The 25,555-nt window shown below is 54.7% G+C and carries 24 protein-coding genes and 2 pseudogenes; 21 read left to right on the top strand and 5 right to left on the bottom strand.

Features of this window, described 5'->3' with window-relative positions; translation table 11 throughout:
- Positions 1-35 precede the first annotated feature (35 nt).
- From asnB (JQ575_RS36750) to JQ575_RS36715, 8 genes are read left to right on the top strand one after another with little or no spacing between them, the layout of a single operon-like run.
- A complete protein-coding gene (gene asnB, locus JQ575_RS36750) occupies positions 36-1,910 on the top strand; it encodes an asparagine synthase (glutamine-hydrolyzing) (protein ID WP_212038088.1) in 1,875 nt (624 codons plus the stop codon).
- Entirely contained in the window at positions 1,903-2,712 is an 810-nt protein-coding gene (locus JQ575_RS36745) for a bifunctional 2-polyprenyl-6-hydroxyphenol methylase/3-demethylubiquinol 3-O-methyltransferase UbiG (protein WP_212038087.1), read from the top strand. Before asnB (JQ575_RS36750) ends, JQ575_RS36745 begins: the two co-directional genes overlap by 8 nt.
- Positions 2,709-3,881, top strand: coding sequence for an ABC transporter ATP-binding protein (locus JQ575_RS36740; RefSeq protein WP_212038086.1), 1,173 nt, complete (start codon positions 2,709-2,711; stop codon positions 3,879-3,881). Before JQ575_RS36745 ends, JQ575_RS36740 begins: the two co-directional genes overlap by 4 nt.
- The gene (locus JQ575_RS36735; protein ID WP_212038085.1) at positions 3,878-5,110 is read left to right on the top strand and encodes an ABC transporter ATP-binding protein; all 1,233 of its coding nucleotides are present in this window, start codon (positions 3,878-3,880) and stop codon (positions 5,108-5,110) included. Before JQ575_RS36740 ends, JQ575_RS36735 begins: the two co-directional genes overlap by 4 nt.
- On the top strand, positions 5,111-5,902 hold the full coding sequence (locus JQ575_RS36730; protein ID WP_212038084.1) for an ABC transporter permease: 792 nt from the start codon (positions 5,111-5,113) through the stop codon (positions 5,900-5,902).
- Between the two features lie 7 nt (positions 5,903-5,909).
- On the top strand, positions 5,910-6,611 hold the full coding sequence (locus JQ575_RS36725) for a WbqC family protein (protein WP_212038083.1): 702 nt from the start codon (positions 5,910-5,912) through the stop codon (positions 6,609-6,611).
- Positions 6,612-6,643: 32 nt separating this feature from the next.
- A complete protein-coding gene (locus tag JQ575_RS36720) occupies positions 6,644-7,165 on the top strand; it encodes a GNAT family N-acetyltransferase (protein ID WP_212038082.1) in 522 nt (173 codons plus the stop codon).
- Positions 7,166-7,175: 10 nt separating this feature from the next.
- On the top strand, positions 7,176-7,931 hold the full coding sequence (locus JQ575_RS36715) for a hypothetical protein (protein ID WP_212038081.1): 756 nt from the start codon (positions 7,176-7,178) through the stop codon (positions 7,929-7,931).
- A gap of 372 nt (positions 7,932-8,303) precedes the next feature.
- Here the strand turns inward: JQ575_RS36715 and JQ575_RS36710 are convergent, their stop codons facing one another.
- Together JQ575_RS36710 and JQ575_RS36705 are read right to left on the bottom strand one after the other, a co-directional pair.
- Positions 8,304-9,632, bottom strand: a complete 1,329-nt coding sequence (locus tag JQ575_RS36710; RefSeq protein ID WP_212038080.1) for a hypothetical protein — start codon at positions 9,630-9,632, stop codon at positions 8,304-8,306.
- A gap of 64 nt (positions 9,633-9,696) precedes the next feature.
- Positions 9,697-11,106: a hypothetical protein gene (locus JQ575_RS36705; RefSeq protein WP_212038079.1), complete on the bottom strand. Its 1,410-nt coding sequence runs from the start codon at positions 11,104-11,106 to the stop codon at positions 9,697-9,699.
- A gap of 267 nt (positions 11,107-11,373) precedes the next feature.
- Between JQ575_RS36705 and JQ575_RS36700 the strand changes: the two genes are divergently transcribed.
- From JQ575_RS36700 to JQ575_RS36660, 9 genes and pseudogenes are all read left to right on the top strand, one after another.
- Positions 11,374-11,979, top strand: coding sequence for a winged helix-turn-helix transcriptional regulator (locus JQ575_RS36700; protein ID WP_212038078.1), 606 nt, complete (start codon positions 11,374-11,376; stop codon positions 11,977-11,979).
- A 64-nt stretch (positions 11,980-12,043) separates the two neighbouring features.
- Complete coding sequence (locus JQ575_RS36695; RefSeq protein ID WP_212038077.1) at positions 12,044-12,985, top strand: Gfo/Idh/MocA family protein; 942 nt, start codon at positions 12,044-12,046, stop codon at positions 12,983-12,985.
- Complete coding sequence (locus tag JQ575_RS36690) at positions 12,982-13,584, top strand: acyltransferase (protein ID WP_212038076.1); 603 nt, start codon at positions 12,982-12,984, stop codon at positions 13,582-13,584. The genes JQ575_RS36695 and JQ575_RS36690 overlap by 4 nt, the downstream gene beginning before the upstream one ends.
- Before the next feature lie 15 nt (positions 13,585-13,599).
- Positions 13,600-14,565 carry an NAD-dependent epimerase/dehydratase family protein gene (locus tag JQ575_RS36685; RefSeq protein WP_212038075.1) on the top strand — a complete coding sequence of 322 codons (966 nt, stop codon included), beginning with the start codon at positions 13,600-13,602 and terminating at the stop codon, positions 14,563-14,565.
- Between the two features lie 32 nt (positions 14,566-14,597).
- Positions 14,598-15,410 (top strand): class I SAM-dependent methyltransferase, encoded by an 813-nt coding sequence (locus tag JQ575_RS36680; RefSeq protein WP_212038074.1) that lies wholly within the window; start codon positions 14,598-14,600, stop codon positions 15,408-15,410.
- Positions 15,411-15,414: 4 nt separating this feature from the next.
- Entirely contained in the window at positions 15,415-16,743 is a 1,329-nt protein-coding gene (locus tag JQ575_RS36675) for a hypothetical protein (protein ID WP_212038073.1), read from the top strand.
- A 41-nt stretch (positions 16,744-16,784) separates the two neighbouring features.
- Positions 16,785-18,701: an asparagine synthase (glutamine-hydrolyzing) gene (gene asnB, locus JQ575_RS36670; RefSeq protein ID WP_212038072.1), complete on the top strand. Its 1,917-nt coding sequence runs from the start codon at positions 16,785-16,787 to the stop codon at positions 18,699-18,701.
- Positions 18,702-20,156: 1,455 nt separating this feature from the next.
- Positions 20,157-20,603, top strand: a pseudogene (locus tag JQ575_RS36665) (hypothetical protein).
- A gap of 194 nt (positions 20,604-20,797) precedes the next feature.
- The gene (locus tag JQ575_RS36660) at positions 20,798-20,938 is read left to right on the top strand and encodes a hypothetical protein (protein WP_212038071.1); all 141 of its coding nucleotides are present in this window, start codon (positions 20,798-20,800) and stop codon (positions 20,936-20,938) included.
- A 170-nt stretch (positions 20,939-21,108) separates the two neighbouring features.
- Here the strand turns inward: JQ575_RS36660 and JQ575_RS36655 are convergent, their stop codons facing one another.
- Positions 21,109-22,155 (bottom strand): calcium-binding protein, encoded by a 1,047-nt coding sequence (locus JQ575_RS36655; RefSeq protein ID WP_212038070.1) that lies wholly within the window; start codon positions 22,153-22,155, stop codon positions 21,109-21,111.
- A gap of 57 nt (positions 22,156-22,212) precedes the next feature.
- Positions 22,213-22,539: a hypothetical protein gene (locus JQ575_RS36650; protein ID WP_212038069.1), complete on the bottom strand. Its 327-nt coding sequence runs from the start codon at positions 22,537-22,539 to the stop codon at positions 22,213-22,215.
- Positions 22,540-22,795: 256 nt separating this feature from the next.
- Between JQ575_RS36650 and JQ575_RS36645 the strand changes: the two genes are divergently transcribed.
- The gene (locus JQ575_RS36645) at positions 22,796-23,113 is read left to right on the top strand and encodes a hypothetical protein (RefSeq protein WP_212038068.1); all 318 of its coding nucleotides are present in this window, start codon (positions 22,796-22,798) and stop codon (positions 23,111-23,113) included.
- A gap of 146 nt (positions 23,114-23,259) precedes the next feature.
- On the opposite strand, the pseudogene JQ575_RS36640 reads toward JQ575_RS36645, so the two are convergent.
- Positions 23,260-23,514 (bottom strand): annotated as a pseudogene (locus JQ575_RS36640) (YqaJ viral recombinase family protein); the annotation flags it as partial.
- A gap of 121 nt (positions 23,515-23,635) precedes the next feature.
- Between JQ575_RS36640 and JQ575_RS36635 the strand changes: the two are divergent.
- From JQ575_RS36635 to JQ575_RS36625, 3 genes are all read left to right on the top strand, one after another.
- A complete protein-coding gene (locus JQ575_RS36635; protein ID WP_409364862.1) occupies positions 23,636-23,863 on the top strand; it encodes a helix-turn-helix domain-containing protein in 228 nt (75 codons plus the stop codon).
- 343 nt (positions 23,864-24,206) lie between these two features.
- Entirely contained in the window at positions 24,207-24,461 is a 255-nt protein-coding gene (locus JQ575_RS36630) for a hypothetical protein (protein WP_212038066.1), read from the top strand.
- A 299-nt stretch (positions 24,462-24,760) separates the two neighbouring features.
- Positions 24,761-25,216: a GtrA family protein gene (locus JQ575_RS36625; RefSeq protein ID WP_212038065.1), complete on the top strand. Its 456-nt coding sequence runs from the start codon at positions 24,761-24,763 to the stop codon at positions 25,214-25,216.
- The last annotated feature ends 339 nt before the right edge of the window (positions 25,217-25,555 follow it).

Raw genomic sequence — 25,555 nt, 5'->3', positions numbered from 1 at the left:
ATGGCCCGATGTCCCGGTCGGCTGAGGACTCCTTGATGTGCGGCATTGCAGGTCTCTACAATCTCCATAATGGCCCCGTCGAAGAGCGTATCATCGCTACCATGCGCGACGCGTTGATTCATCGTGGCCCCGACGACGAAGGTTTGTTGGTCCAGGATAATATTGGTCTCGGCCATCGCCGCCTCTCGATCATTGATCTCACTTCGGCCGGGCGCCAACCGATGCAATCGCCCGACGGGGGGATCGCAATCATCTTCAATGGAGAGATATATAACTTCCGCGAACTCCGCACTTTGCTTTCCAAGGAGGGTTGGGCGTTTCGCACGCGCTCTGACACGGAAGTGTTGATCGCCGGATATGCGATTTGGGGCATCCATGGATTGGCTCGGCGGGTGGACGGCATGGCCGCATTCGGGCTTTGGGATCGGCGGCTAAAGCGTTTGTTTCTTGTGCGCGATCGATTTGGCGTCAAGCCACTCTATCTGTGGCGTACTGACCGTCACCTCGCTTTCGCCTCCGAGATCAAAGCGTTCATGGCGCACCCGGATTTCAAGGTTCGCGTCAATCAGGCTGCGCTTCGCGAGTATTTCACGTTTCAGAACTTGTTCCGGCCGCATACGTTGTTCGACGGTGTAGAGCAATTGCCCGCCGCCACGATCTTGACCATAGACGACGAGGGCGAGCGACGAGAAACATACTGGGATTACGATTTTTCCAAAACCGAGCCGATCGATCCTGAAGAAGCAGTTGCGAAGCTTGAGCGCTTGATGCGGGATGCGGTGAGCCGCCAACTCGTCGCTGATGTTCCAGTTGGAGCCTATTTGTCGGGCGGTATGGATTCGGGTGCCGTGGTCGCATTGGCTGCAAATCATGTGCCGAGGCTTCAGACCTTCACGGCCGGATTCGAGCTCTCTCGCGTGGAAGGCATCGAGGCTACATTCGATGAGCGGCGCGCAGCTGAGCTGATGGCGTATACCTGCAAGACCGAGCACTACGAACAAGTGATGAACGCCGGAGACATTCGATGGTCGTTGCCCCGCGTGATCTGGCACCTTGAAGACCTAAGGCTCGGCATGAGTTATCCAAACTACTACATCGCCCGGCTGGCCTCCAAGTTCGTCAAGGTTTGCCTGTCGGGCGCCGGTGGCGATGAGCTGTTCGGTGGCTACCCTTGGCGCTATTATCGGGTGTTTCGGTCTCTCGACCGCGACCACTATCTCGAAAATTATTACGGTTTTTGGCAGCGTCTAACGAATGCAGAGAAACGAAAGGCTCTGTTTCGCTCAGGCGCCGACGACGAAGACGAGATGTTCAACGTGTTTCGTTCGGTTTACAGAAATGCCAAGGGCCTCGCATTCGATAGTCCCGAAGATCATATACAAGCCTCGCTCTATTTTGAGTGCCGGACCTTTCTTTCGGGCCTCCTACTGGTAGGTGACAAGCTGGCCATGGCAAGTGGGCTGGAGGAGCGCTTCCCCTTCCTCGACAATGCGCTCGTCGACTTCGCGATGAGATTGCCTGTCAGTCACAAACTCGCCGATCTTGACCACATGCTGGCCATCGATGAAGACGCCGTGAAGAAAAAGCTGATTGCACAGGAAGCGTTCGCAGGTGGCAAGTCCTGCCTTAGACAAGCAATGACGCATATTTTGCCCGCCCAGGTGATGGAGCGTCGCAAGCAAGGCTTCTCTTCACCCGAGGCATCGTGGTATCGGGGAGAGAATGCCGACTATGTGCGCGACATGCTGATGGGACCTGAACTGGCCTGCAGCGACTACCTTTCACCTGACCAAATCCGGTTCACGGTAGAGCAGCATATGTCCGGCAAAGCCAATAACCGATTATTGATCTGGTCGTTCCTGAGCTTTGAGCAATGGTGCCGGACGTTTGAAGGAGGGGAGCGTGTCTGAGGCAGAAGACGCAACTAAAGTACGTGAGTTCTGGGAAAGGGCGGCGGCGAGCGAGCGCGATGAACAGGGATTGCGTCCTGTTGCTCGTGATCCATTTCTTCAGGAAGCAGTCGAAGCAGGAATGGAGCGGTGGCTTGATTCCCGCGCCAAGGTCGCAGATATCGGCTGCGGCGACGGATACAGCACATTGCGCTTCGCCAGGAATGTCGCATCAATCGTTGGGGTTGACTACATTCCGAAGTTCGTGGACCGAGCACGAGATGAGGCGCGCCAGCGCGGAGTCTCGAACGCAAGTTTTCGTACCGGCAACGTTCTGGATCTTGAGCCGATACGCGCGGAAGAGGGGCCTGTCGACATTGCCATTTCGATACGGTGCCTAATCAACCTTAACAATTGGGACCAGCAGAGACAAGGTATGGAGCAGATTGCCCGGACGGTGCGTCCGGGCGGCTTGTGGCTTGTTAGCGAAGGATGGAGCGGCGGGTTGCGCGGACTGAACGAGTTGCGCAAGCATACGACACTTCCACCTATTGTTGCTGCAAAATACAATGTGCTAATTGAGCGCGAGCAGTTTGAAGCCGTCGCGACGTCATTTTTCAAAATTGAAGCCTACATCAATCTGGGCTTTTACTTGGTGATGTCTCGAGTTTTACAGCCCCTGGTCGAACTTCCTTATCCGGCCCGGCACGATCATCCGATCAATCAGCTGGCAGCAAATCTTCAAGATGGTTGTTCGGATTCAACGCTGTTTCGCGATTGCGACTACGCTGGAATCTACGTTTTGCGACGGAATGGAGTATGAGAGATGTCGTGGTGCCGGTGATCGCTATCTCCTGTCAAGGCGTATCGAAGAGCTTTGCGCTCGTCGACAAGGGCAGCGCATGGCGGCTTGCGTTCGGCATGGGCACGGATGTGCCGACGTTCGAGGCCCTGAAAGACATCAGCTTCGATGTGCCCAAGGGGCAGTTTGTGGGCATTCTCGGCAAGAATGGAGCGGGAAAGTCGACACTGCTCCGCGTCGTCGGCGGCGCTTATTCAGCCGATCGAGGCCGGGTGGCGATCAACGGCGCACTTTCAGCCATCTATGAGTTGGGTCTTGTTGGCAATCCGCAGTTGACGGGGCGCCAATACGCCGAGCGTCTCCTCACGGTGCATGGGTTTAAGAAGAGCCAGCGCGGGCCGATGATCGCCGATATTCATGACTTTTCCGAACTTGGGGACCGTTTCGAGGATCCCGTCCTGACCTATTCGGCTGGCATGATGGCCCGTCTGTTCTTCTCGACTGCAACCGCTGGAAATTACGAGGTGTATCTTCTGGACGAAATTCTCTCGGTTGGCGATCAGCATTTTCAATCGAAGTGCTGGAGACGCCTACGCGACCGGGTATCGCGAGGCGCGTCCGGCGTGCTCGTCACCCACGACTGGAGCGCTATCATCAAGTTGTGCGAGACGGCGCATATCATCGACAAGGGTCGCGTGACCTACTCAGGGCCGCCGGAGCGAGCCGCGCGGCTCTACCTGTTTGGCGAGGTTGCACGCCAGGCGATGACGTCGGGATATGCGCGGTTCATAGAAAAGCCCGCCGATATCCAGATCGAAGCCGGTCGCGACCTCGTCATTGGGGCCAGAGCGGAAATATTGAAGCCGGTGGAGGTTGGGGCTGTCTTCGTGATCGAACGGTTGCAGCCAGGCTATGGATGGGAAATTGCCCTTATGTCGCGCAGCGTGAGCCCTGTCGGTAGAGAACCCGGCATCTATCACGTCAATATTGCTGTGCCGCGTTTGCCCCTCGATCCGGGCACCTATCAGGCATCGTTGCATCTTGTAATGCCCGACGGGGAGTTGCCAACACGCCGCGTTCTGCTCGATGGTTTCGGTTGGCTTGACGGCAACGGCATCACCCTGAATGTCCTGGGTGATCCTGATGGAGGTCTTATGCTGCCTGCCCGCTGGAGCGTGAGCGCCGCATGAAGGCCTCCATCCATGTCAGCAAACTTTGTAAAAGCTTCGTGCTAGCCGAGAAGGGCGCCGGCCCCGCGTCGCTCTGGCAGGCCCTGTCGGCGGGCAAACAAGCCGCCGTGTCCTATCGCGAGGTGCGCGCGCTCAAAGACGTTTCGTTTGACGTCAGGCAGGGTGAGCGCGTCGGCGTCATCGGTCGCAACGGCGCCGGCAAGACGACTTTGCTGTCGATTTTGGCGGGCGTCGCTGAGTCGACCTCAGGTACGGTGGAGATAGTTGGCGACGTGCACGCAATGCTCACCATTGGTGCGGTGCTCCGCGAAGAGATAACGGGCCGCGAGAACATTTGGCTCGACGGAACTATGCACGGCAAGTCGCAAGAGGAGATTGCATCGCATGTTGAAGCGATCGTCGCCTTCGCGGATCTTGGCGAATTCATCGATCGGCCAGTCCGAACTTATTCCTCGGGCATGAAGGGGCGCCTCGCGTTCTCCATGGGCGCCTTCATCGAACCCGATATCCTTATCATCGATGAGACGCTGGCGGTGGGTGATGCCTTTTTTGCGGACAAGTCGATGCGGCGCATGAAAGAGATCGCTAGGCAGGGCCGGATCGTGTTCATGGTCTCGCACTCGCTCGGCTCCATCGTGGATATGTGCGATCGCTGCATCTGGCTTGATCAGGGTAAGATCGTTATGGACGGTGAGCCCAAATCCGTCACGGACGCCTATCAGGCTGCCGTGACGCAGGCGGACGAGGCGGAGCTCGCTCGCAAGTTCGCCGAAGGTGAAATTGTTATATCCCGTCCAGAAATTGGCCGGATCACGCGCGTCGATCTCATTCAGGACAGCAAGGTAATTGCGGCGACAGCTACGGCGTTTTACCCCTTTGAGATCCGGGTGGCCGGTGTTCTGATGCTTACGACGCCGGGACTCGTACGGCCAGTGGATTTGCAAGTCGCGTTGACACGGGTTGACGGAAGGCCGATTTGGCGGCAACGACTTTCGGCCACAGGTCAGCGCTTGCCCGAGAGTGGGGCATTCACGGTAGGGGTTACTTTCGATCCCATGCTGCTCGGTGCGGATCTCTACGGCCTTGATGTTCTTCTCTGCGATGATGCGGGTCCTATAGATACTAGCCGTCGCGCGTTCGAGGTGATCGACGAGCAGGGCCAGCACGGTGGCAGGCCGCTGCTCTATTATCCGCCTGTCATCACAACGCGCGCGTTGGAGGCTTCCTAAATGAATATTATGGGCTTTGATCGGCGCGATATGCTGATGCTTAGCAATCTGTTTCGCATGGCACTCACCGACCGCTATCTTGGGTCGGCGCTCGGAACCGTCTGGGCGTTTCTGTCGCCGCTGATGCTGCTTGGCATATTCTGCTTCGTGTTCACTTTCGTTTTTCCAAACCGGATGGCGGGCGCTACGAGCACGCTGACGTTCGTCATCTGGTTATTCTCGGGTTATGGGCCCTGGCTGTCGATTTCCGAGGGATTGTCGAATGGGACGGCGTCCGTGGTTGGGAGCGCTGGTATCGTTAAGAACATCGCCTTCAAATCCGAACTTCTCCCGGTCGTTGGTGCCTTGCTTGGACTAGTGCCTTTGGCTGTTTCGTTTGTACTGATTGCTCTCCTGCAGTTGGTAAACGGTACCTTGCCGCAGCCTGCGATGCTTATTCTCCCGTTGGTGGTTCTGCTTCAGTTGGTTTTCGTCGCCGGGCTCGGGATGTTTCTTGGCGCTCTCAACGTGTTTGTTCGCGATACGGCTCTGATCCTGCCAAATCTGCTCACTATTCTTCTTTTTGCCTCGCCTATCTTCTATGCTCTGACTGCTTATCCGGCGTTTGCGCAGAGTGTTCTCGTTTTTAACCCTTTCTACGTCATAGCCGAATGTTACCGCGACCCTATTTTGAACGGTAGACTGCCCCCCCTGTGGATGCTCGCCTATCTTACGATTTGTGCGAGCCTTTCGCTAACGGGAGGATTATTATGGTTCCGCCGCCTGAAGAATTTTTTCGATACGCGGCTGTGAGGAGCGCATGCTGATTGCCATCCATCAGCCCAACTTCTTTCCCTGGCTCGGCTACTTCGACAAAATACGGCGAGCGGACGTATTCATATTCCTTGATAATGTGGACTATCCTCGCAAAGGGTCGGGGGGCATGGGTTCATGGGTCAATCGAGTGCAACTTTGTGTGCAGGGCAAAGCGAAGTGGGTGACTTGCCCCGTTAAGCGGGCATCACTTGGTACTCGCATCCTTGCCGTTGAAATTGATGACGGGCAAGTGTGGCGTACCAAGTTGCAAAAAACGTTGACGGCCGGTTACGGGCGGGCGCCGCACTTCAACAATACTATGACGTTGCTGCAACCGCTGTTTGAGTCGCCCGAAGGCAATCTTGCGACTTTCAATATTTCAGCAATCAAGGTCATTGCTGCGTACCTGGGTATTGCTACGCAGTTCCTTCGTCAGAGCGAACTGGCGCATCAGGGCTCGAGCACCAGACTTCTCATTTCACTTGTTAAGGCGGCTGGAGGGAAGGCCTACCTTGCCGGCGGGGGTGCCGCGGGTTATCAGGAAGATGAGATTTTTGCAGAGGAAGGCATACAGCTTGTTTATCAACGGTTTATGCCGCGACCCTATGGCGATCCGACGCGATTCCTGCCCGGTCTTTCGATCATCGACTACCTGATGCATGATGGTCGGCCGCTTGAGGAAGTGCTTACGACAACGGAAGCATAGTGTGGGTCGCAGGTCCGTTAGAGAAAGCGTCGATGCTAAAAGGCCAAAAGATCGTCCTGACTGAGCTTCGCCATGAGGATAGTGAAACCTTATTTGGCTGGATCAACGATCCTGAAACGGTCCGCTTCAATGCGCCCTTCATACCGGTCCACGCGCCGAACCACTCGGCATGGTTCGAGGCCATCACGCGGGACGATCGGCGCATCGTGTTCGCCATACGCATGATTGGCGATCCCGCGATAATCGGATTGCTGCAACTCGCGGACATGCATCCTGTTCATCGTTCTGCGGAATTGATCATACGTATTGGTGAAGAATTCAACCGGGGCCGCGGCGCGGGTTCCGAGGCTGTGCGTCTGGCCACAAATTTTGCCTTTAATGATCGAAATCTTCAGCGCGTGTGGCTGCGCGTTTTTGCCGACAATGCCCGCGCGATCAGGGCTTACGAAAAGGCTGGATTGCAGGTCGAGGGGCGTCTTCGCCGGGCGTGTTTCATTGACGGAAAGTGGGTGGACGAGATTGTGATGGCGGCGCTCGCGGACATTTCTCAGTGATAGGGACGACATGACAGATTTCACCGAATTCACGGAGACTGGATTCCGCGATCTTCTGCGCTTGTTGAAATCCGGCGGTTATCAATTCGCTCGCTACGGCGAGGGGACGTGCGAGCGTCACGTCATTTGGCGGCACGATGTCGATTTTTCGATGCATCGCGCAGCGCGGCTGGCCGAGATAGAAGCAGAGGAGGGCGTGGTTTCAACTTGGTTTCTCAATCCACGCTCTGCTTTTTATAATTTGCTGGAACCTGAGGTAGAAGCCCTCACCCATCGTGTTCTGGCAGCGGGTCACGAGGTTGGCCTGCATTTCGATGGCAGCGCCTATTCGATCAAAGAATGGACGATTACAAGTCTCGAGCCAGCAATCGCGCGGGAGCGGAAGGTTCTCCAGACCATCCTCGGTCGAGAAATCCGCTGCCTAAGTTGGCACAACCCGGATCTATCCAACCTGCTTAGCTTTGACTCGGAAAAGCTAGGCGGCCTCTTGAACGCTTATGACGGCCGGCTGCGGCGGGATTACGTCTACTGTTCGGATTCGAATGGATACTGGCGGTTCAAGCCCATGCGTGACATCATCGCTCAAGGATATCCGCGGTTGCATCTGCTCACCCACCCGGAATGGTGGACGCCTGAGCCAATAGCGCCGTCTGAGCGAATTGACCGAGCCATCACCGGACGCTCACGAAGGTTGAGGTCCGATTACGACAGCCTGCTTCGCCTCGGTGGACGGCTGAACGTCACTGAATGCGATGGAGAACAGTGACCAAAAGCGATGCAGCAGTATTGTCGCAAGAATCTGGCTGCTGCCATCCGTGTTTAATTTTCCTTGTATTATCGAGGTTTCCTCGAGCTGAGGTTTTTCAATGGAGCGCGCTTTGCCGAATGACCCAACGATAAGGTCGGGGACGACAGGATTGTTCTTGGCCTGCTGAACACCGTCAGCGATGGTGCAACATCGCAGCGGCGGCGTATTTGCATCGCGCTGGGGTTTGCGGAAACGAACCAGGGCTGGCCGCCCGGACCGGACCTTGAACGCCGCTAGCGGAAGCTCGACACGTGGTGAAGATTTTGATAGCCATTTGCAACTAAGTGACTGGAATCACTTCCAAGTAAGTTTGGTCTACGCGAGGCATAATCAACGCCTGCGACGATGCATAATTTGTTCGATCACAGGCACCAACCCGGCGCGTATTTTCACCGGAATCCGGAGCCACGCTGACCTTAAAAAGCCGCCCGTCAGCGGAGCACGAGGTACGGGGCGACTTGACGGCAAGTCCTGCGTATCGACTGACCATTCCTGCTGACCGCTTTGGTATCTAACCGCCTCATAGGTCCAAGTGCCCCCTTTCGGTCGCCGGCAGTTGCGCTCTACGGCGGCGTCAACCTTTGCTATGAAGACCTGATAGCCATATTTAGCTGGCTGGCAAAGGGCTTTATAAGTTCGTTCCGCCATCGCTTGAAGTTCTGCAACGTCGGCTAATCGTTCAAGAACGAAGTCGATATTTGCGAAATCTTTGCGGAGTGGGATGAAGTGTTCATGTGGTTTAAGTAGGCCTGAATATTCCCCCTCAAAATGGATGAGCGCCGTCTTCATTGCCGCAGCTTCAAATGTTTTGGGACTAATTTGATTCATCTGCACCTCTCCATCGTGAGGTCGGACGAATTCGTTGTATAGCTCCGCTTCGGATAATTTCGGATTACGTCCTGAGGCTTCCTTTATCGCAGCACGGATGCTGCCCGTTTTGTCGACGACGTTCGACCCGCTCTCAGTACCTAGTACAGCTCGGCAGCGGCCGAGAAATTCGTACCATTCCGGCCCGGTGAAGCGTTTCCCTTCTGACCATTCGATGTCACTGGGTATCGAGCGCTGCTCGCAAGCCGCGCGCATGTGCGGACCAATTTTGTATTTTTCGTATCCTAATGAACCGAACCAGACCGGAAGCTTTCGCCCTCGATAGCCAAGATGGATCGGCCTTTCCGCGAGCGGCTTGATTTGGGATGGATCGGGAAGCTCGTCGGGCAGGTAGCCGGTAAAGACCTGGACAAATTCAACCCCTGGCACCTGGTCTGCCGGATAGAATTTTTCGCGACAATTTTCGGGGACGCACGTAAATACCGTTTGGATACCCAGCTGACGGACCCAACCACATGCCGTTTCGGGCATCTCGTACTCATCCTGAATCATAAGGATTTTTGCACCGCTAAAACGTTTAACCTGTTCGACGAAATGAGGTGATATATGCCAGTCATAAGCAAGACGTACGGAAAAATGGATAATGACGGCGTCGAATAGATCTACCGGCGTTGCTGAGTTGGCACCGAAAGTTGCGCCCAAATAGTGAACATTATGCTTTGAATGAATGCGAATTGACTCAAGATGCTGCCTCACAAACTCAGTCGAAATGGCGCCCCTATCATAGAGAACGAGAATGTTGAGTGGTGCTGTGGGTTTCGCGTTAGACATTCGGTCTCTCGGGCTTTCAAATTGCAAGCTAATTGAGCTAGGTTTTTAACTCTTATCGCGCATCTTACTGAGGACGACCTCTGAGTTCCTGCAGCATGGGCTTCAACGTGCGCCTCACAAATTGAGGAAGCCGGTTCCAGACCGATAGCAAGACGATAATGATCACAGACCGAATCGCCAGCAAGGGAGATCGAGTATCGATCGGGCGGCCCAAGAACGAAAACGTCTGATCTGGTAACTTGTATTGCGTGGGACTTGTGGTGATGCAGGTCGAAACAAAAACATCCGCTTGATCGCTTTTGTGCGCATTAGCGGACGAACAATCCGGACCAACCGTTTTCGAGCTGTATTGAGCGAGGTTCTTCTCCGTATCAACGGAAATAGCTGCAGATCGGTCGATTTCCAGGGACAGCTGTGAATCTACCATCGTCACGTAAGATCGATAATCATAGTTTTTCGGGGCGATGATGTCCTGGACGGCCCTCCTGGTAAGCTCATCGACGTATGCGCCATCTTGCAAAAGTCGCCAAACCTCAGCCAGATTACTACCGTCTTTTTTGAGGGGAATGAAATGTTCCCATGGTTTGAGCAACCCTGAATAATTTCCCTCGAACAAAACCAAGACCGCGCCGGCCGCTATCGTCTCGAATACGCGCGGTGATATCTGGTTCATTAGCCCCGGCAACTCGACCGGCTCAACAATCTTTGAGTAGATCTCATCGTTAGTAGCCGAAGGGTTATCTCTCTTAAAAGCTTCAATTTTGTCGGTTAGAGAATTGTCCCAATCAAATACGTTACTACCACTTTCTGATCCCAGTATTGCGCGACAAGAAGTTAGAAACTCGTACCATTTATCCCCATAGATTCTTTCGCTTTCCGACCATGCGATGTCCGATTTGATGTTAGTTACTTCGCAAAAGTCCTTTACGAGTTTTCCAACCAAAACCTTCTCGATGGCGAGCGCGCCGTAGCGAATGGGCAATGGGCGGCCGCGGTAACCAAAGATGGTGTCGCGCTTCGAGGCTGGGGGGGAATTTGTACTTAGCCTCAGGTGTTCGGGAACATAACCCGTGAGATTGTTGACAAAGCGAACACCTGGAAACTTCCCAGGCGGGTAAATTTTGACAATACTGTCAACCGGAACAGCTGTGAAGACCAGTCGAACCCCAAGGCGGCTGATCCAGTGCCAAGCCCTAAATGTGTAATCGTACTCGTCCTGAATGAAGAGCACCTTCAACCCTTTGTATCGCGTAAGCGCATCGGCGAACGATTCCGAAATTTGGTCGAAGGGCAGGCGCACTGAGTAGTGAATTGCAACCACTGCAAATCGCGAAAGGTCGACATTGAAGTTTGTTGTCTGGTCGAGGTGGCAAAAAAATGCGGCATATTTTGAATATTTTGCGAAGCTGCCGACATGCTCGAATACCGTGCTCGTGTAGGTTTGCGTTGAGTTGTAGAGAAACAAAATGTTCATGTGCCTGTCGTCAACGAATTTGAGGGAGACCTTCAACCGCTCAGGTTGCTTTGGAACGGCGGCGCGCGGCGTTTCTTCCTCTACATCAATTTGCTTGCCTTCTGCATGTCTTTGCTACCGAACCCCGCCATCTCATCGATTTGAGTATGGATAGTTCATAACTTCAATAGAATCAGTATGTTATTGTGTTCATCTTGTGAACATAAGTATTGACGTTGAGGCGATGACCGCGCTATTCATTGGGTTCTCAAGATTTGGGGGCGCGACTTGTCAAACGATAGTGTCGGGGACGATCGGATCGTTCTTGGCTTGCTGAATTCCGTGAGCGATGGTGCGACCTCACAGCGACGCATTGCGGCTGAGCTTGGGATCGCGCTCGGTCTTGTAAATGCGTATCTCAAACGCTGCGTAAAAAAGGGATTGGTCAAGGTTGGCGATGCGCCGGCGCATCGATATGCATATTACCTCACTCCACGGGGGTTTACCGAAAAGTCACGCCTTACGGTCGAGTATTTGTCTGCTTCATTTTCCTTTTTCCGTCAGGCAAAAGCTGATTGCAGGCAAGTTTTCGAGTCTGCAAAGGAACTCAACCATCATAATCTCCTTCTCAGCGGCATGTCGGACCTTGCAGAAGTTGCGATCCTTTCCGCGGTCGAAAGCGGGGTATCCATCGTGGCGGTGGTTGATAGGACGCCTGGCCAATCGCTTTTCATCGGCAAGCCGGTTGTGCCGTTTTACGACTCGCTTTCGTCACCTTTTGACGCCGTCGTCGTTACCGATGTGCAAAATGCACGAAAGGTGTTCGACGAAGCGATAGCCCTACACGGGCATGATCGTGTGTTTGCCCCCGCGTTGCTCGGGTTGGCTCGCTGATTGCGGATGGAGATAGCGTGAAAGCCTGGGACCTTTCAAACCGAAACTACAAGGATCGATACAGATGACGTCATTTGCACTAATAGGCGCTGCCGGATATGTCGCGCCGCGCCATATGAAAGCCATGCAGGTCGTTGGCGGCAATCTCAAGGTTGCTTACGATCCAAATGACTCTGTCGGTGTCATGGACGGCCACTTCCCGGACGCGCATTTCTTCACTGAGTTCGAAAGATTTGATCGCCATATCGACAAGCTTCGCCGTCGTGGAGAAAAGATCGACTACGTTTCGATTTGCTCACCCAATCATCTGCATGATGCGCACTGTCGCTTTGCATTGCGCTCCGGCGCGAACGCGATCTGCGAGAAGCCACTGGTTCTCAATCCCTGGAACATCGATGGGTTGGCCGAAATTGAAAATGATACCGGTCATCGAATTTCCACGATTTTGCAGCTCAGGCTCCACCCCGCGATCATCGCGTTGCGAAACAAATTCGCCAACAGCAAAAAGCGACATAAGGTTGATCTGACCTATATTGCCTCGCGCGGTCGCTGGTACTACGCATCGTGGAAAGGCGAGGATGCGAAGTCCGGTGGTGTGGCTACGAATATTGGCGTGCATTTTTTTGACATGTTGAGTTTTGTGTTTGGTCCTGCGACCCGAAACGAAGCGCATCTGCGGGAACCCGAACGCGCCGCGGGATACCTGGAGTGCTCCAATGCTGACGTGAGCTGGTTCCTGTCGGTCGATCGTAATGATCTCCCTGCCGACGTGCAGGGCAAAAAGACCACCTTTCGATCTATTACCGTCGATGGAGAAGAGGTGGAGTTCTCCGAAGGTTTCACGGACCTCCATACCCGCAGCTATGAGGAAATCGTCGCTGGCCGCGGATTTGGCCTCGACGAAGTGCGGGCATCGATCGACATCGTATCAAATTTCAGAAACGCGGCGATTATGCGTGCGAATCAGTGGCAGCATCCGGCAGCGCGTGCAGGTTCCGCAACATGAGCGAAAAACGCGAGGATCAACGTTTTCCTGAGGCCTACATCCATGCCTCGAGCTATGTTGACGAGGGCGCCCTTGTCGGTCCAGGAACCAAGATCTGGCATTTCTGCCACGTTCTCACTGGAACAGTCATTGGCAGGGACTGCTCGATCGGTCAAAACGTCATGATCGGCCCGCGCGTCAAGATCGGCGACCGATGCAAAATTCAGAATAACGTTTCGCTTTATAATGGTGTCGAGCTCGCCGACGATGTCTTTTGTGGACCAAGCTGCGTGTTTACCAATGTGACTAATCCTCGCGCCAATGTCAGTCGTAAGGACGAATTTCGCGACACGTTGGTAGGTCGGGGAGCGTCCATCGGTGCGAATGCGACGATTGTGTGTGGGCATCCACTCGGGGAATATTGCTTCATCGGTGCTGGCGCCGTGGTGACCAAGGAGGTGCCCGCGTTTGCACTAATGGTTGGGAATCCGGCTCGCCGCATTGGATGGATGAGCAGGGCCGGTGAAAGGCTTGGAGCAGATTTGATCTGCCCGCGAAGCGGAGAGAAGTATCGGGAAGTGTCTCCCGCAACACTTCGATTGGTCGACGATAAAATTTGATTGGGAAGTGGTCGAGTGGATATCAGGGGCAAAAAGGTCGTTGTGATCGGGGGCGCGGGTCTCATCGGATCGCATACGGTCGACCTTTTGACGACGACGGACGTCGGCGAGATCGTTGTTTATGATAATTTCGTTCGTGGGAGAACGGAAAATCTCGCCGGTTCTCTGAAGGATCCACGAGTTAGGATTTTTGAGGCGGGCGGCGACATCACGCAAACTGACATACTGGATTCTGCTCTGAAGCGAGCGGATGGGGTATTTCAATTCGCGGCCCTCTGGTTGCTTCAGTGTCACGAGTATCCAAGAAGCGCGTTCGATGTTAACGTTGGAGGAATGTTCAATGTTCTCGAAGGTTGTGTGCGTAATGGGGTGAAGCGCCTCGTCTGGTCATCTTCCGCATCCGTTTATGGTGATGCCGTTGAGGAGCCGATGACCGAAGAGCATCCGTTCAATAACAAGAATTTCTATGGCGCTACAAAAATTTGCGGAGAGGCCATGGCGCGGGCCTATCACTATCGGTACGGCCTCGACTATGTCGGTCTGCGCTACATGAATGTCTACGGCCCCCGACAGGATTATCGCGGTGCCTATATCGCCGTTATTATGAAGATGCTCGACGCGATCGATTGCGGAGAAGGGCCCACCATTCTTGGCGATGGATCCGAGGCATTTGATTTCGTGGCCGCCGAAGATTGCGCGCGGGCCAACCTTTGCGCGATGAACGCAGCCACCACAGATCGTTACTACAATGTGGGAACGGGGCAGCGCACCTCACTGCGCGAACTCGCCGAACGCATCTGTCATCTGACCGGGTGCAACCAGCCGATCAACTATGCGCCGCGCAGCCAGGCGACGCTGGTGACGAATCGGATTGGCTCAACCGACCAGGCCTCGAAAGAAATTCTTTTCAGCGCCCAAATATCATTGGACGATGGTCTACGCCGCCTGATCGATTGGCGGAAAGCTGACAAATCAAGGTGATGGCCGCATCTCTCGATCGAAGCAGGGCAGAGATGTCGATTAATGACGCAAATTCCGAGTTTTGGTCCGAACTTTGCGGGACGTCGCTGGCGCGTTCGCTTGGGATTGACGACAATTCGGCGGCCTCACTCCAGAAATTCGACAACTGGTATTTCGATTTTTACGATTATTTGCTGCCTTTCGTCGACGTGGCGGCGTTCAAGAACAGGCGCGTGTTAGAGGTTGGACTGGGCTACGGGTCATTGTCGCAAAAAATTGCGGAGGCGGGCGCCACTTTTACCGGGCTTGATATCGCCTCCGATCCGGTTGCCATGGTAAATCGCCGCCTGGATCAGGCACGTTTGTCGGGCCGTGCCGTACAAGGCAGCGTCCTCTCCTGTCCATTCGAGGACCAGTCTTTCGATGTGGCAATTGCAATAGGTTCGTTGCATCACACTGGAAGTCTCGCGGGTGCGCTCAAAGAGCTTCGGCGCATACTGGTTCCCGGCGGTCAACTGATCTTCATGGTGTATAATGCGTTTTCTTACCGGCGCATCATTCGATGGCCGCTGACCTCCATCCGTCACGCTCTCTGGCTTCGCGGTAGATCGGCAGGAAAGCCAGTTGCAGGTGAAGCGGAGCGGTGGGCGTACGATGCAAATGTTGATGGAGTGGCGGCGCCCGAGACGGAGTTCTTTTCAGTGCAGGAACTCAGGCGGATGTTGACAGATTGGTCTATCGAAACGGTCAGATTGGAAAATATCGGAGACGAGGGGCCGTTGCGCTTTCTGACGCGCTCTCTCAAGCTGAGGCTGTTTGGTCCATGGCTTGGGCTTGACATCTATATTCGAGCGACGCGGCGGTAGTATCTTGGCAAGGCCGCTGCAAATCCTTCTACTTTGCGATTATCGCGATGACATTGCGGCAACCGTGAGGGAGCATGTTGATGCGCTGACACAGTATTCACAGCACTGCGTGCGTCACGTCTCGATACTCGGGGATCTGCCGAGACGTCTGGATCTAAATCACTTCGATGCGGTCGTAATCCATTATTCCCTGATCGCCTGTCACAACGCCTATGTGAGTGCTGCTGCGCGCACGGCTCTCGGTGAATTCGGCGGTCTGAAGGCGATCTTTATTCAAGACGAATACCGTTTCGTCGATGCAACGATCGCCGCAATGCAGGAGATCGGAATCGACGTCCTTTTTACTTGTGTACCAGAAGCCGAAATCGAGAAGGTTTATCCCTCGATGAGATTGCCCGGCGTTACCAAGGTCAGCGTTCTCACGGGCTATGTCCCCGAGCATCTGTTGAGCAAAAAGGTGTTGCCTTTTTCGCGGAGACCCGTTGATGTCGGCTACCGTGCGCGCAAAGTGCCCGCCTGGCTTGGCGATCTGGGTCAGGAGAAATACCAGATCGGGAAGCGCTTCCAGGAAGATGCTGCCCCCGACAAGCTCGCTCTCGATTTCTCCTTTCGGGAGGAAGACCGGATCTATGGCGAGGCCTGGATCGATTTTGTTGCAAGCTGCAAGGCGATGCTGGGTGTAGAAAGTGGCGCTTCGGTTTTCGACTTCACCGGGGAAATTCAACGCCAGGTCGAGAATCACAGCCGTCGCGAGCCGGGCGTCGCATTCGGAGAGCTGAAGCGACGCTACTTTGCGGAAGCCGAAGGCAAGATCAGGCTAAACCAGATATCTCCCCGCTGTTTTGAGGCGTCTGCTTTGCGGACGTTGCTGATCCTGTACGAAGGCGACTATTCCGGCCGGATGCAGCCTTGGCGTCACTACGTCCCACTCAGAAAAGACCATTCGAATCACCTCGAGGTGGTTAGCGTTTTGAAGGATGGCGAAAGGGCGAAGGCCATCATTGATGCGGCCTATCGAGAGGTTGCGTGCGACCCAGCGAATTCCTACCGTGCGATGGTCGGCCAGTTCGATGAAGCCATCCGCACTGCCTTTCGGGAACACCAAAAGGCCCCGCTGGCCGCCCTCGATGACCGGGAACTGGCTAGATTTGCTGCCCCCGGCTTGATTGTGATGCGCCGCAAGGCTACCCGTAAATTGACTGAGAAGGCTTACCGTTTCTTGTTCTCCACGTTGCTGGGGAGCGCGAGCGCCGAGACCCGAGACGTGGTGCATGGTTGGCTGAACTACCTGAGCCGGCCTCTTCGTGTGGTCGTCCGCTGGATAAGATCGTGATCCGCGATCATGAAGCCTTGTAAAATTGTGAGAGATACGACATGTGTGGCATCGCCGGTTTGATTTCACTGACGTCAAGACCCTATTCGCGGCCCGAGGTTGCGATTCGCGCCATGTCTGGCCTGATCTCGCATCGAGGTCCGGACGGCGATGGTGAATGGATTTCAGATGACCGGCGCGTTGGATTGATTCACCGTCGCCTTGCCATCATTGACTTGTCGCCGTCAGGCGCCCAGCCCATGCACGCGCCAAACCATACGGTCATCACCTACAATGGTGAGGTTTACAACTACATCGAGCTACGCAAGGAGCTTTCCGCGAATTGGACTTTTCGATCGACGTCGGATACCGAAGTGATTCTAGCTGCTTATGAAAAGTGGGGCGAGGATTGCGTCACCCACCTGCGCGGCATGTTTGCATTCGTCATTTGGGACCCGCGCAACGGGAAGTTTTTCGCCGCGCGCGACCGCTTCGGCATCAAGCCGTTCTATTACACCGTTCAGGACGATACCCTCTTTTTTGCTTCCGAGGCGAAGGCGCTTCTTCCATTCCTTCCCGATATCCGGACGGACTCTTCGGCGCTCGCTGAGTATCTAACGTTTCAATACACGATCGGCGTCAAAACGCTTTTCGAAGGAGTCGATACCCTTCCCGCCGGGCATGCGCTGGTGATTTCCAACGGCAGGGTTGCGACCAGGCGGTATTGGGACGTCCAGTACGACGTCGACTACGACCATAGTCCGCGCTATTTCGAGACGAGGTTCAAGGAGCTGCTGGCGGATTCGATGAACGTGCATTTGCGCGCGGACGTTCCGGTAGGAGGCTATGTTTCAGGCGGACTGGATTCAAGTCTGGTGGCGTTGCTGGCATCGCGTCATGATCATCGCAACCGAGAAGCCTTCCATGGGCGGTTCATGGAATATCCCGGATACGATGAAAGCCACTATGCGCGGGAAGTGACCGACCTCGCGGACATGTCGCTGCATATCGCTGATATAACGGCAGCGGATTTCCGTCGTCATGTCGGTGACGTTATCTATCACCTCGACTTCCCGGTGGCCGGCCCCGGGTCGTTTCCGCAATACATGGTATCGGCACTGGCGGCCAAGCACCTCAAGGTGGTTCTCGGCGGCCAAGGTGGCGATGAGCTTCTGGGCGGATACGCAAGGTATCTCGTTGCCTACTTCGAGCAAAGCATCAAAGCGGCCATGGATGGCACCTACCGGCAGGGCAATTTTGTCGTCACCATCGAGTCGATCGTGCCCAATCTTGGCCTGCTGCGTGAATACAAACCAATGATCAGTGAGTTTTGGCGTGACGGGTTGTTTGGGGATATCGATGCACGCTACTTCCGCCTGATCGACCGGTCGACAGACATGGTAGGCGAGGTTAACTGGTCCTCGCTCAACAAAGCGCAGGTGTTCGATTCATTTCGCGCGATCTTCAACAACCAGGATAATGTTCGCAAGGAAGCTTATTTCGACAAAATGACGCATTTCGACTTCAAATGCCTTTTGCCGGCGCTCTTGCAGGTCGAAGACCGGATGAGTATGGCCCACGGGCTCGAGAGCCGCGTTCCGTTTCTAGACCACGCGCTAGTGGAGTTTTTGGCGACCGTTCCGGCGGATGTGAAATTCAAGGGCGGTCAAATGAAGCAGCTGATGAAAACCGCCTATCGCGACACACTTCCAAAGAATGTGGTTGAACGACGCGACAAAATGGGTTTTCCCGTACCCTTGAAAGAGTGGTTTCAGGGAGCGCTAAAGGGCTTCGTCTCGGACGTGTTTGATCAGCAAAGATCTCGAAAGCGCGATTTTTTCAACTCGGATGTGGTGCTGGGAAGCTTCCAGGGGGCTTCACAATTTTCTCGAAAGACCTGGGGCCTGCTTAGCCTGGAATTGTGGCATCAACGCTTTCACGACCGTGGATGTGAGTTCAGGGCGATGGTCAAACACTGAGCGGCAAGCGTCGAGCTTGTCCGGCGCGAGTGCGATCTTGTTTGCGGCATGCCCACAATAGCTAATGAAATCTTAATGGGTCCCGTTCCAACGAGAATCGAGTTAGTTTCCCACAAGTCGAGGGCATTGAAACGGGTTCTGTAAACGGTTCGTAACGGAGAATTGGCACAACATAGCGTTTCATTCAGGAACTGCATTATGGCCAAACCCGTTTGGACTAACTCCCAGATCATCGCGCAACTCGACAGCGAACTGACGTGCCGGATCAAGTCTCACCTTGGCTTCCCGATAAGCGCTAGTTGGTTCCCTTACGCCGAGCGGAACCGGCTTTAGCCCTCTCGCCAGGCACAGGAGGAAGGCGGTGATCCTTCGTGAGCCGAAGGGCGGCTATTCGCTCATCGGAAGCCGAACGGCCTACATCCGTTTTTTGCGTCGCCAGCGCCAGCAAGCTCCGAAGCCGGCGGCGGAAAGCGAGTTTCAAAAAGCGAAAACCGCGTCCAGAACGGTGCCTACTTCGTAGTTCAGGTTGGATACTGCGGTCTGGCTCAATGGGGCGACCGCTGGAACGCTGACAGCGGCGAATTTTAGCATAGTAAGTTGATAGTAAGGCCCGCCGGAGTGAACCGGCGGGCCGTCATGAAAGCGAGGCCCGGCTACTTCGCCTCATTGCTGCACCAGCATAGTGGCGGGGCACCGCTGTGGCTTTAAATGTTGCAATATCTATTCGCCTATTCACCGGTGAGGAACCGTTCCACTTCCTCGCGAGAAAAGTCAAATGTGGTAAGCTATATGGATTAGTTTGCAGCTTGGTTGGATTGCTTACCAAGTTCACTAGCATATACCCGCCGCGTTGCTTGCGTAGACTATACCGACGCGCAGCGGCCGCAGCATGGAGTGGACGGTCTCGGATTTCCTGCTCGTCCGGCGCGCGCGGCAGTTGTCCGAACCGCCTTTCCGATCGAGCCATTGGCTGTACGCTTGTGGCTCGCTAGTCCCCTTGTTTCTTGCATTCCGCCGGATGCGCCGGCAGCCATGTCGGGTCGGAGCATACCCCCGTCTCATCGCGATGCGCTTTATTCTGCGCGGCTAGGAACATCCAGACGAAGGGCAAAGGATCTTCCAACGATCATACCGAAGGTCATGGGCGTTCCTATTCATCAAAATTAGGCTGGCGCGGATGCCTCAATCTGATTGCGACGGCGATTACGCTAGAAGCCAATGTCAGCAGCGACGGCGGTCGCTGCGATTAAAAATGCTTTTTTCATGGGAGGTCTTAGATAAAATCCAAGTGCATGCTCTCGGGCTAATTATGTCAAGTGGCACTTTCATTGCCCACAAATGGCGGGGTGTCCTCGGTTGGAGCCATTACCCCGACTTACTGTAGTCAGGTGGAGCCTCTCTCCCCACCAATGGTGCCGTTTGCCTAATCCAGGTCGCTGCGGTTTGATGCCAGCCATGGGACCGAAACATCACCCGACCCCACTATCGGGCGACGACCGCAAGGCGCTAGCGAAGGAGTTGACCAAGGCCCGCGCCATGACCGGCCTATTGGCCGCCCGTTCGGCTGAAGCGCGCGGCCGGGGCCGCCCTGATCCGTGAAGCCGACGACCTTGCCTGCCAAAGCTGGAACGAACGCATGTGGGCGGACGGCGGGCCGATTGACCCGTCCCCAACGATAGATCAGGCCATCAACGGCGGTTACCCAGGCTTGAAATCCGATGTGCGCGCTGCCGCACGCTGCGCAGCGTCGATCTTGCGGCGCTGCGCCATGGCGAGACGACGTGCGTTCATGTTCTTGCCGGGCGGCTCCGCTGCGCGAAATGTCACGAGGCTGGAAAGAGACCGGCGGCAGAACTGCTGCGACTCGGCAAGAGCCAGCGGAATTACGGAGACGGCCTATGACGAAGGTATTGACGCGCCGTCCCCTACCGCGAACGCGCCGACTGCTGGCACATCTATTTCAGCGACGTTCATGTCGGGACTATCGCAAAGTGCGCCCGGAGCCGCAGAACGATGGCAATGGCAATCCGGCTTCTATCCGGGTGAGCATAGCGCCGGTACCGAGCAAGACTTCGAGAGCGCGTGGAAGGCTTTCGATGCCGCTTGGCGCGTCCTATCTATCGTGTACCAGTACGGAGGCCGACGATCAGCAATGGGGCGATCAGCGCGACTGGACCGCGCGGAAATATGCCCTGATGGATCGCGGCGAAAAGGTCCACTCCGATGAAATTCACTGACCGTACCTTCGCTGAAAGGCCGTCTTGGTCGAGAGCGTTCGCATCGACGGCAAGCAAGGTAGAAGCATGTCGGGTTCCTCGCGAGCTACGACCCGACCTTCTTGAACCAAAAAGAAAGCCCCACCAGAAATGGTGCGGCCTTTTTTGTTGTTGTCTGCTGTTTTGATGTTTTACGGAATCAGTGATGCAGCAAAAGTCGAAGCGGTTGCGCCGTTGACCCATACGGCCGACCCGTTATCGGCTTGCACGATGAAATACGCGCCGTTCTGGTAGGAGTGCCCAAGCATGTCAGCGAATGATGTGAATCCCCATCCCTGCAATATGACCGCGTCCTGAGTTTGCCAGTTTTGTACGACCTGAATCGATCCACTGCAATTCGCAAAGAACGTGTCGCTGCCGTCGCCGCCGAAATAGTAGTTTACGCCAGCGCCACCATCCAGATAATCGTTACCGGCCTCGCCCTGGAGAACGTCAACGCCGTCGCCTCCGTACATGGTGTCGTTGCCACTGCCCATGTAAAAATAATCCTGCCCAGTTGCACCGAACGCGGTGTCGTCGCCGGATTCCGTTACGAAAATATCGTTGCTGCTTGCACCGACTCCAACGTCATTGCCGTTACCACCATATTGATATGGTCCGCCGTAAAGCCAATCATTGCCATCTGCGCCAATTAGAACGTCGTTGCCGCCATTACCTGAAAGCACGTCATTCCCAGCGCCGCCGAAAAAGACATCCGCTTCTGAACCGCCGTTGATCGTATCGTCGCCCTTGTTGCCGTAGGCTATACCGCTGGTCCACGTGAAGTTGTCACTGAAAATATAATCGCTGAAGGTGTTCCCGTAGACCAACCCATAATGCGATACATTTTGTTCAAGCCACTGGTCCATGCCGTCAAATTTATAGATGGCATCTTGCACCTGATACAGCCCGCCACTAATAGCGTTTTCGACTTCGGCGTTGAAGGTCGAGATGTTGGCGCTATGCTTAGCCTCCCAGAAGCTCGCCATCGTGGTGTAGTGTGTGCCTGATAGCAATCCTGTGAGAGTTACACCAGGAGCGACCAGGCCGATAGTTGGATCAAGCAAGGCGGATTGACCATTGGCCGTAACTAGAAATTGTGAGTGATTTCCTACAGCGCCGCTATCCCATCCTATTGCTGTTTGAAAAACTGTGTGTTCATGGCCGAACTTTTCGACTAAAAACCAGGTCAGAGACATGTATTGGTTGCACGACAAGACAGGGGCGGCCAGAATGCTGGTTAGATCAAGGCTGGTTTAGCTCACGCCATACGGCGCCATTCCATACGAAACGACCGAACAGAACGCTGAAATTTTGATTTCATCGTTCATGCTCGCAATGCCTGCATCAATTGCAAACTGAGCGCCATAGGAATTGTAAGCGGCAACTATCGATGCCGGATCAGAACGGATGCCGTCATAAAATGGACTGGGAAAATACATCTGGGTTTGGTTTTCCTTATATCGCGCTGAGAATCTGTGATGAAGTCGGTTTCCTTCACCTTGTATTTTGCCAGCTTGCTGGCTTCGATTGGCAATACCTGATACTTGAGCATCAGCGTCAGCGCAATTGGTCTTGCGCATAGTGCCATGCTGCTTGCTTCATCCGAAGATGGACGCACGTAAAGTGGTCTCCATCACGGATGTTTTTCACATGCACCTGCGAGCCCTCCCGGCGGACCCAGAGGGAGGTAACCGTCGATGCTTGATTTCGTGCACCCACTGCGGGCCGCACGGCGGCCGGAGTGCCTTCGACGGGCGGCATTAGAGGGTCGCGGTGTTCACGCAGTACCATCGCTTTTGGCCACCGACTGAGGCGGCCTTGAGAGAGAAGAAAAACATGCGTTCAGTCATTCGCTGGTTCGGATATGCCCTGATCGCGCTTGGCGCGGCTATCTTCGCTGGAAGATACTTCATGACTTACCAGCGCGGCGGGATTGGTGCTGTTGCTGAAAGGTTTTTCCATCCGCTCTCAGATGCCGTGTTGCTCGGGCTCTGCGTTGCACCCGGATTAATTATTCTTGGTTTCGCCGATCGTTCAAATTATGCCGCCGCGATTTTTCAAACTAGGCCCCTAGGGATCAAAACTGGCCAGGGTAACCGCCCGTTCACGCACCGTGACCTTGGACTTTTCGGAAACCATAGAACGAGCCGCTGACGCAACAACATGGCCGGGAGATAGTGGAAAATCGAGCGGCGGAAGAGAGCCGGTGAGCTAAACAAGCAACTCCTACGGAGGGCCGCTCGGGGGCCGGAGGGCCTTCGACCGGGGGCACTACGGTCGCAGGGTGATCAGACACGGTGATGAAACACCTGCCGCTGCACCTGGGTGATGACCTGGCCGGTATTACGTTCGTACCAGCGCCGGTTGAGGTCCTCGGTCGCGGTGCCGAGTTGAACGATCAGATTTGCCGAAAGGTCCTCCGGCTCGATCTCGCCTCGCTTTTCCCGCCACAGCCGGAGCAGGGCGGCCTCGTCGTCGCCCATGATGATCCGCGCATCTGAGCCGCCGACGAAGCTGCGCCTATCACCTGAATCAGTTACCATCGACATACGCATCTTCAAACTCCTTAAAGTGGCTCTCGGTACGAAATCAGAACAAAAACATGATATCGCATAAAACAGGTATTGCAACCGAAATCAGGATTTTGTTATGATTTTGTTGCCAGTGCAGTGCCGAATGGCTCGTGCAGCCGTTGGCTGGGGGGTTCGAGATCTTGCTGCGGCAGCCAAGGTATCAATAGACACGGTCGCTCGGTTCGAACGTGGAGACGAATTGAAGGAGCGCACGATCGAGGCAATGCAGCGTGCATTGGAAGCCGCCGGCATTGAGTTTATTGACGGGAACGGTGGTGGACCCGGAGTGCGACTAGCGGGCCCACGAAAGCGTCAGACTCGGAACAAGTGAATACTTCCCAAGTCCGGCCGCTTCGTAATCGGTCCCAATTTCGCAAAACGAACCCAATTTCTTTGGCAAACTCAATCAGTTGATCTTGGGCATCTTGCACGCTCTATTCGCCCATTGTTGCCTGGTTTGAAGGTCGACGCGAGCGCACAGACCAGCAATCAAATGCTAGTTGACGGCGCCTAACGATACGTCGGTTCGAAAGAGACCGTTAATGGCTTAGTGCTTCGATCGTGACGGCGCTGAGTCGGTTCACACAGTACCATTTCCCAGTGGCGGTGTTCTCGGGAGTTCGTCAGACATGGTGTCTGCACGAAACATAAACCTGTTCAGGAGGGGAAACAGCATGAAGCGTAACTCACGGCAGAAACCTGTATCTCGAAAGCAGCCGGCGGAAAATCCGTTCGATCGCATCTTCAAAACCGTGCTCTTGCGCTCAGAATCGGAGCGCGGGTTTAAGGTTTTCCGCAACGAGATTTACGCGGAGCTTGATCCTCGAACCCCAATTCAACATTTGGTCGCGCGGCAGCAAGCAAATGACAGGCTCCGTGCCTCCGCGCAAAGCCGCGCAATAAAGATGCTGCGGATTTGGGTCAATTAGGCGATAGATCATGTCAGACGGACGGTAGCGACAAGAATCGAAATTGTGATCGGAACTCGTCCGGTGAGAAGGACGTAGACGTGTGACCAGCGTACGCCAAATTGAGGCGAACAGGCGCAATGCAGCCCGAAGTACCGGTCCGCGCTCACGCGCAGGAAAAGTACGATCGAGCAAGAATGCGCTCCAGCAAGGTTTGTCTGTCGATTTATGCACGCTTGGGGGTAGGCCGAAGGACAGCTTCGCCATATCCTTCGAATCGAGCTGACTTTGCCAGGCGAACATGCTAGCGGTTGGCCATCATGCGGGTTGTCGTCAAAAATATCGTAGACGCTTGGAATCGCCGCTCTCTTTTAGCAAAGCTATTCAGCTTCGCGTCAATTGGCGTCGTCAACGTCCTGGTGGACGTCAGCATCTTTACTCTGTTGGTCCGAGTTCTTCACTTACAACTGATCCCTTCAAACATAGTATCGTGGATCATCGCCGTCACCGGCTCTTACATGATGAACAGCAAGATCACCTTCGGTCACGAGACTGGTGGCCTCCTCAGCGTAGGGCGATATCTGCGGTTTGCTGCGTCCGGAGTTTTGGGAGTGAGCATTGCGACGACGGTTTTGGTGGTTCTTGCGAACCATACCACCATAGCAATAGCGAAACTCGGGTCGATTGCCGTTGGTTTCGTGGTGAACTTTTCCATCTCGCACTTCTTAGTTTTCCGCGCCCAACCGAACAGTACCAAGAGTTGCCAAACTAAGTGATTTTCGGAAAAGCCCACTTTTTACGCAACTGTCCGATCCGCTTCGCATAGGGCTGGTTTTACGGATCAACGGGGCAGGCGCCGGCGCAACTCGGCGACCTGCAAACCTACAGGCGGCAATGGCAAAGCCGCGATCACTAATTAAAAAGTTCACTTGGTGGCGTCTCCCGACGAGGCTTAGGTAACGTTTCGACGGCTCGGCAATCAAGATAGGCGTATGGACCGGACCAAGCGTAGATTTCAGTCAGACATACCTCACAGCTGAAACGTCCCGTCATCTCCTAAGTCCGAAGCTTTTGAACAGCCTGATAGCCTGCGCTGCACTGCGAGCAGACGAATA

It is taken from the genome of Bradyrhizobium sp. JYMT SZCCT0428 (genome assembly GCF_018131075.1).
Lineage (GTDB): Bacteria > Pseudomonadota > Alphaproteobacteria > Rhizobiales > Xanthobacteraceae > Bradyrhizobium.
This window is presented reverse-complemented; position numbering and strand designations above follow the sequence as displayed.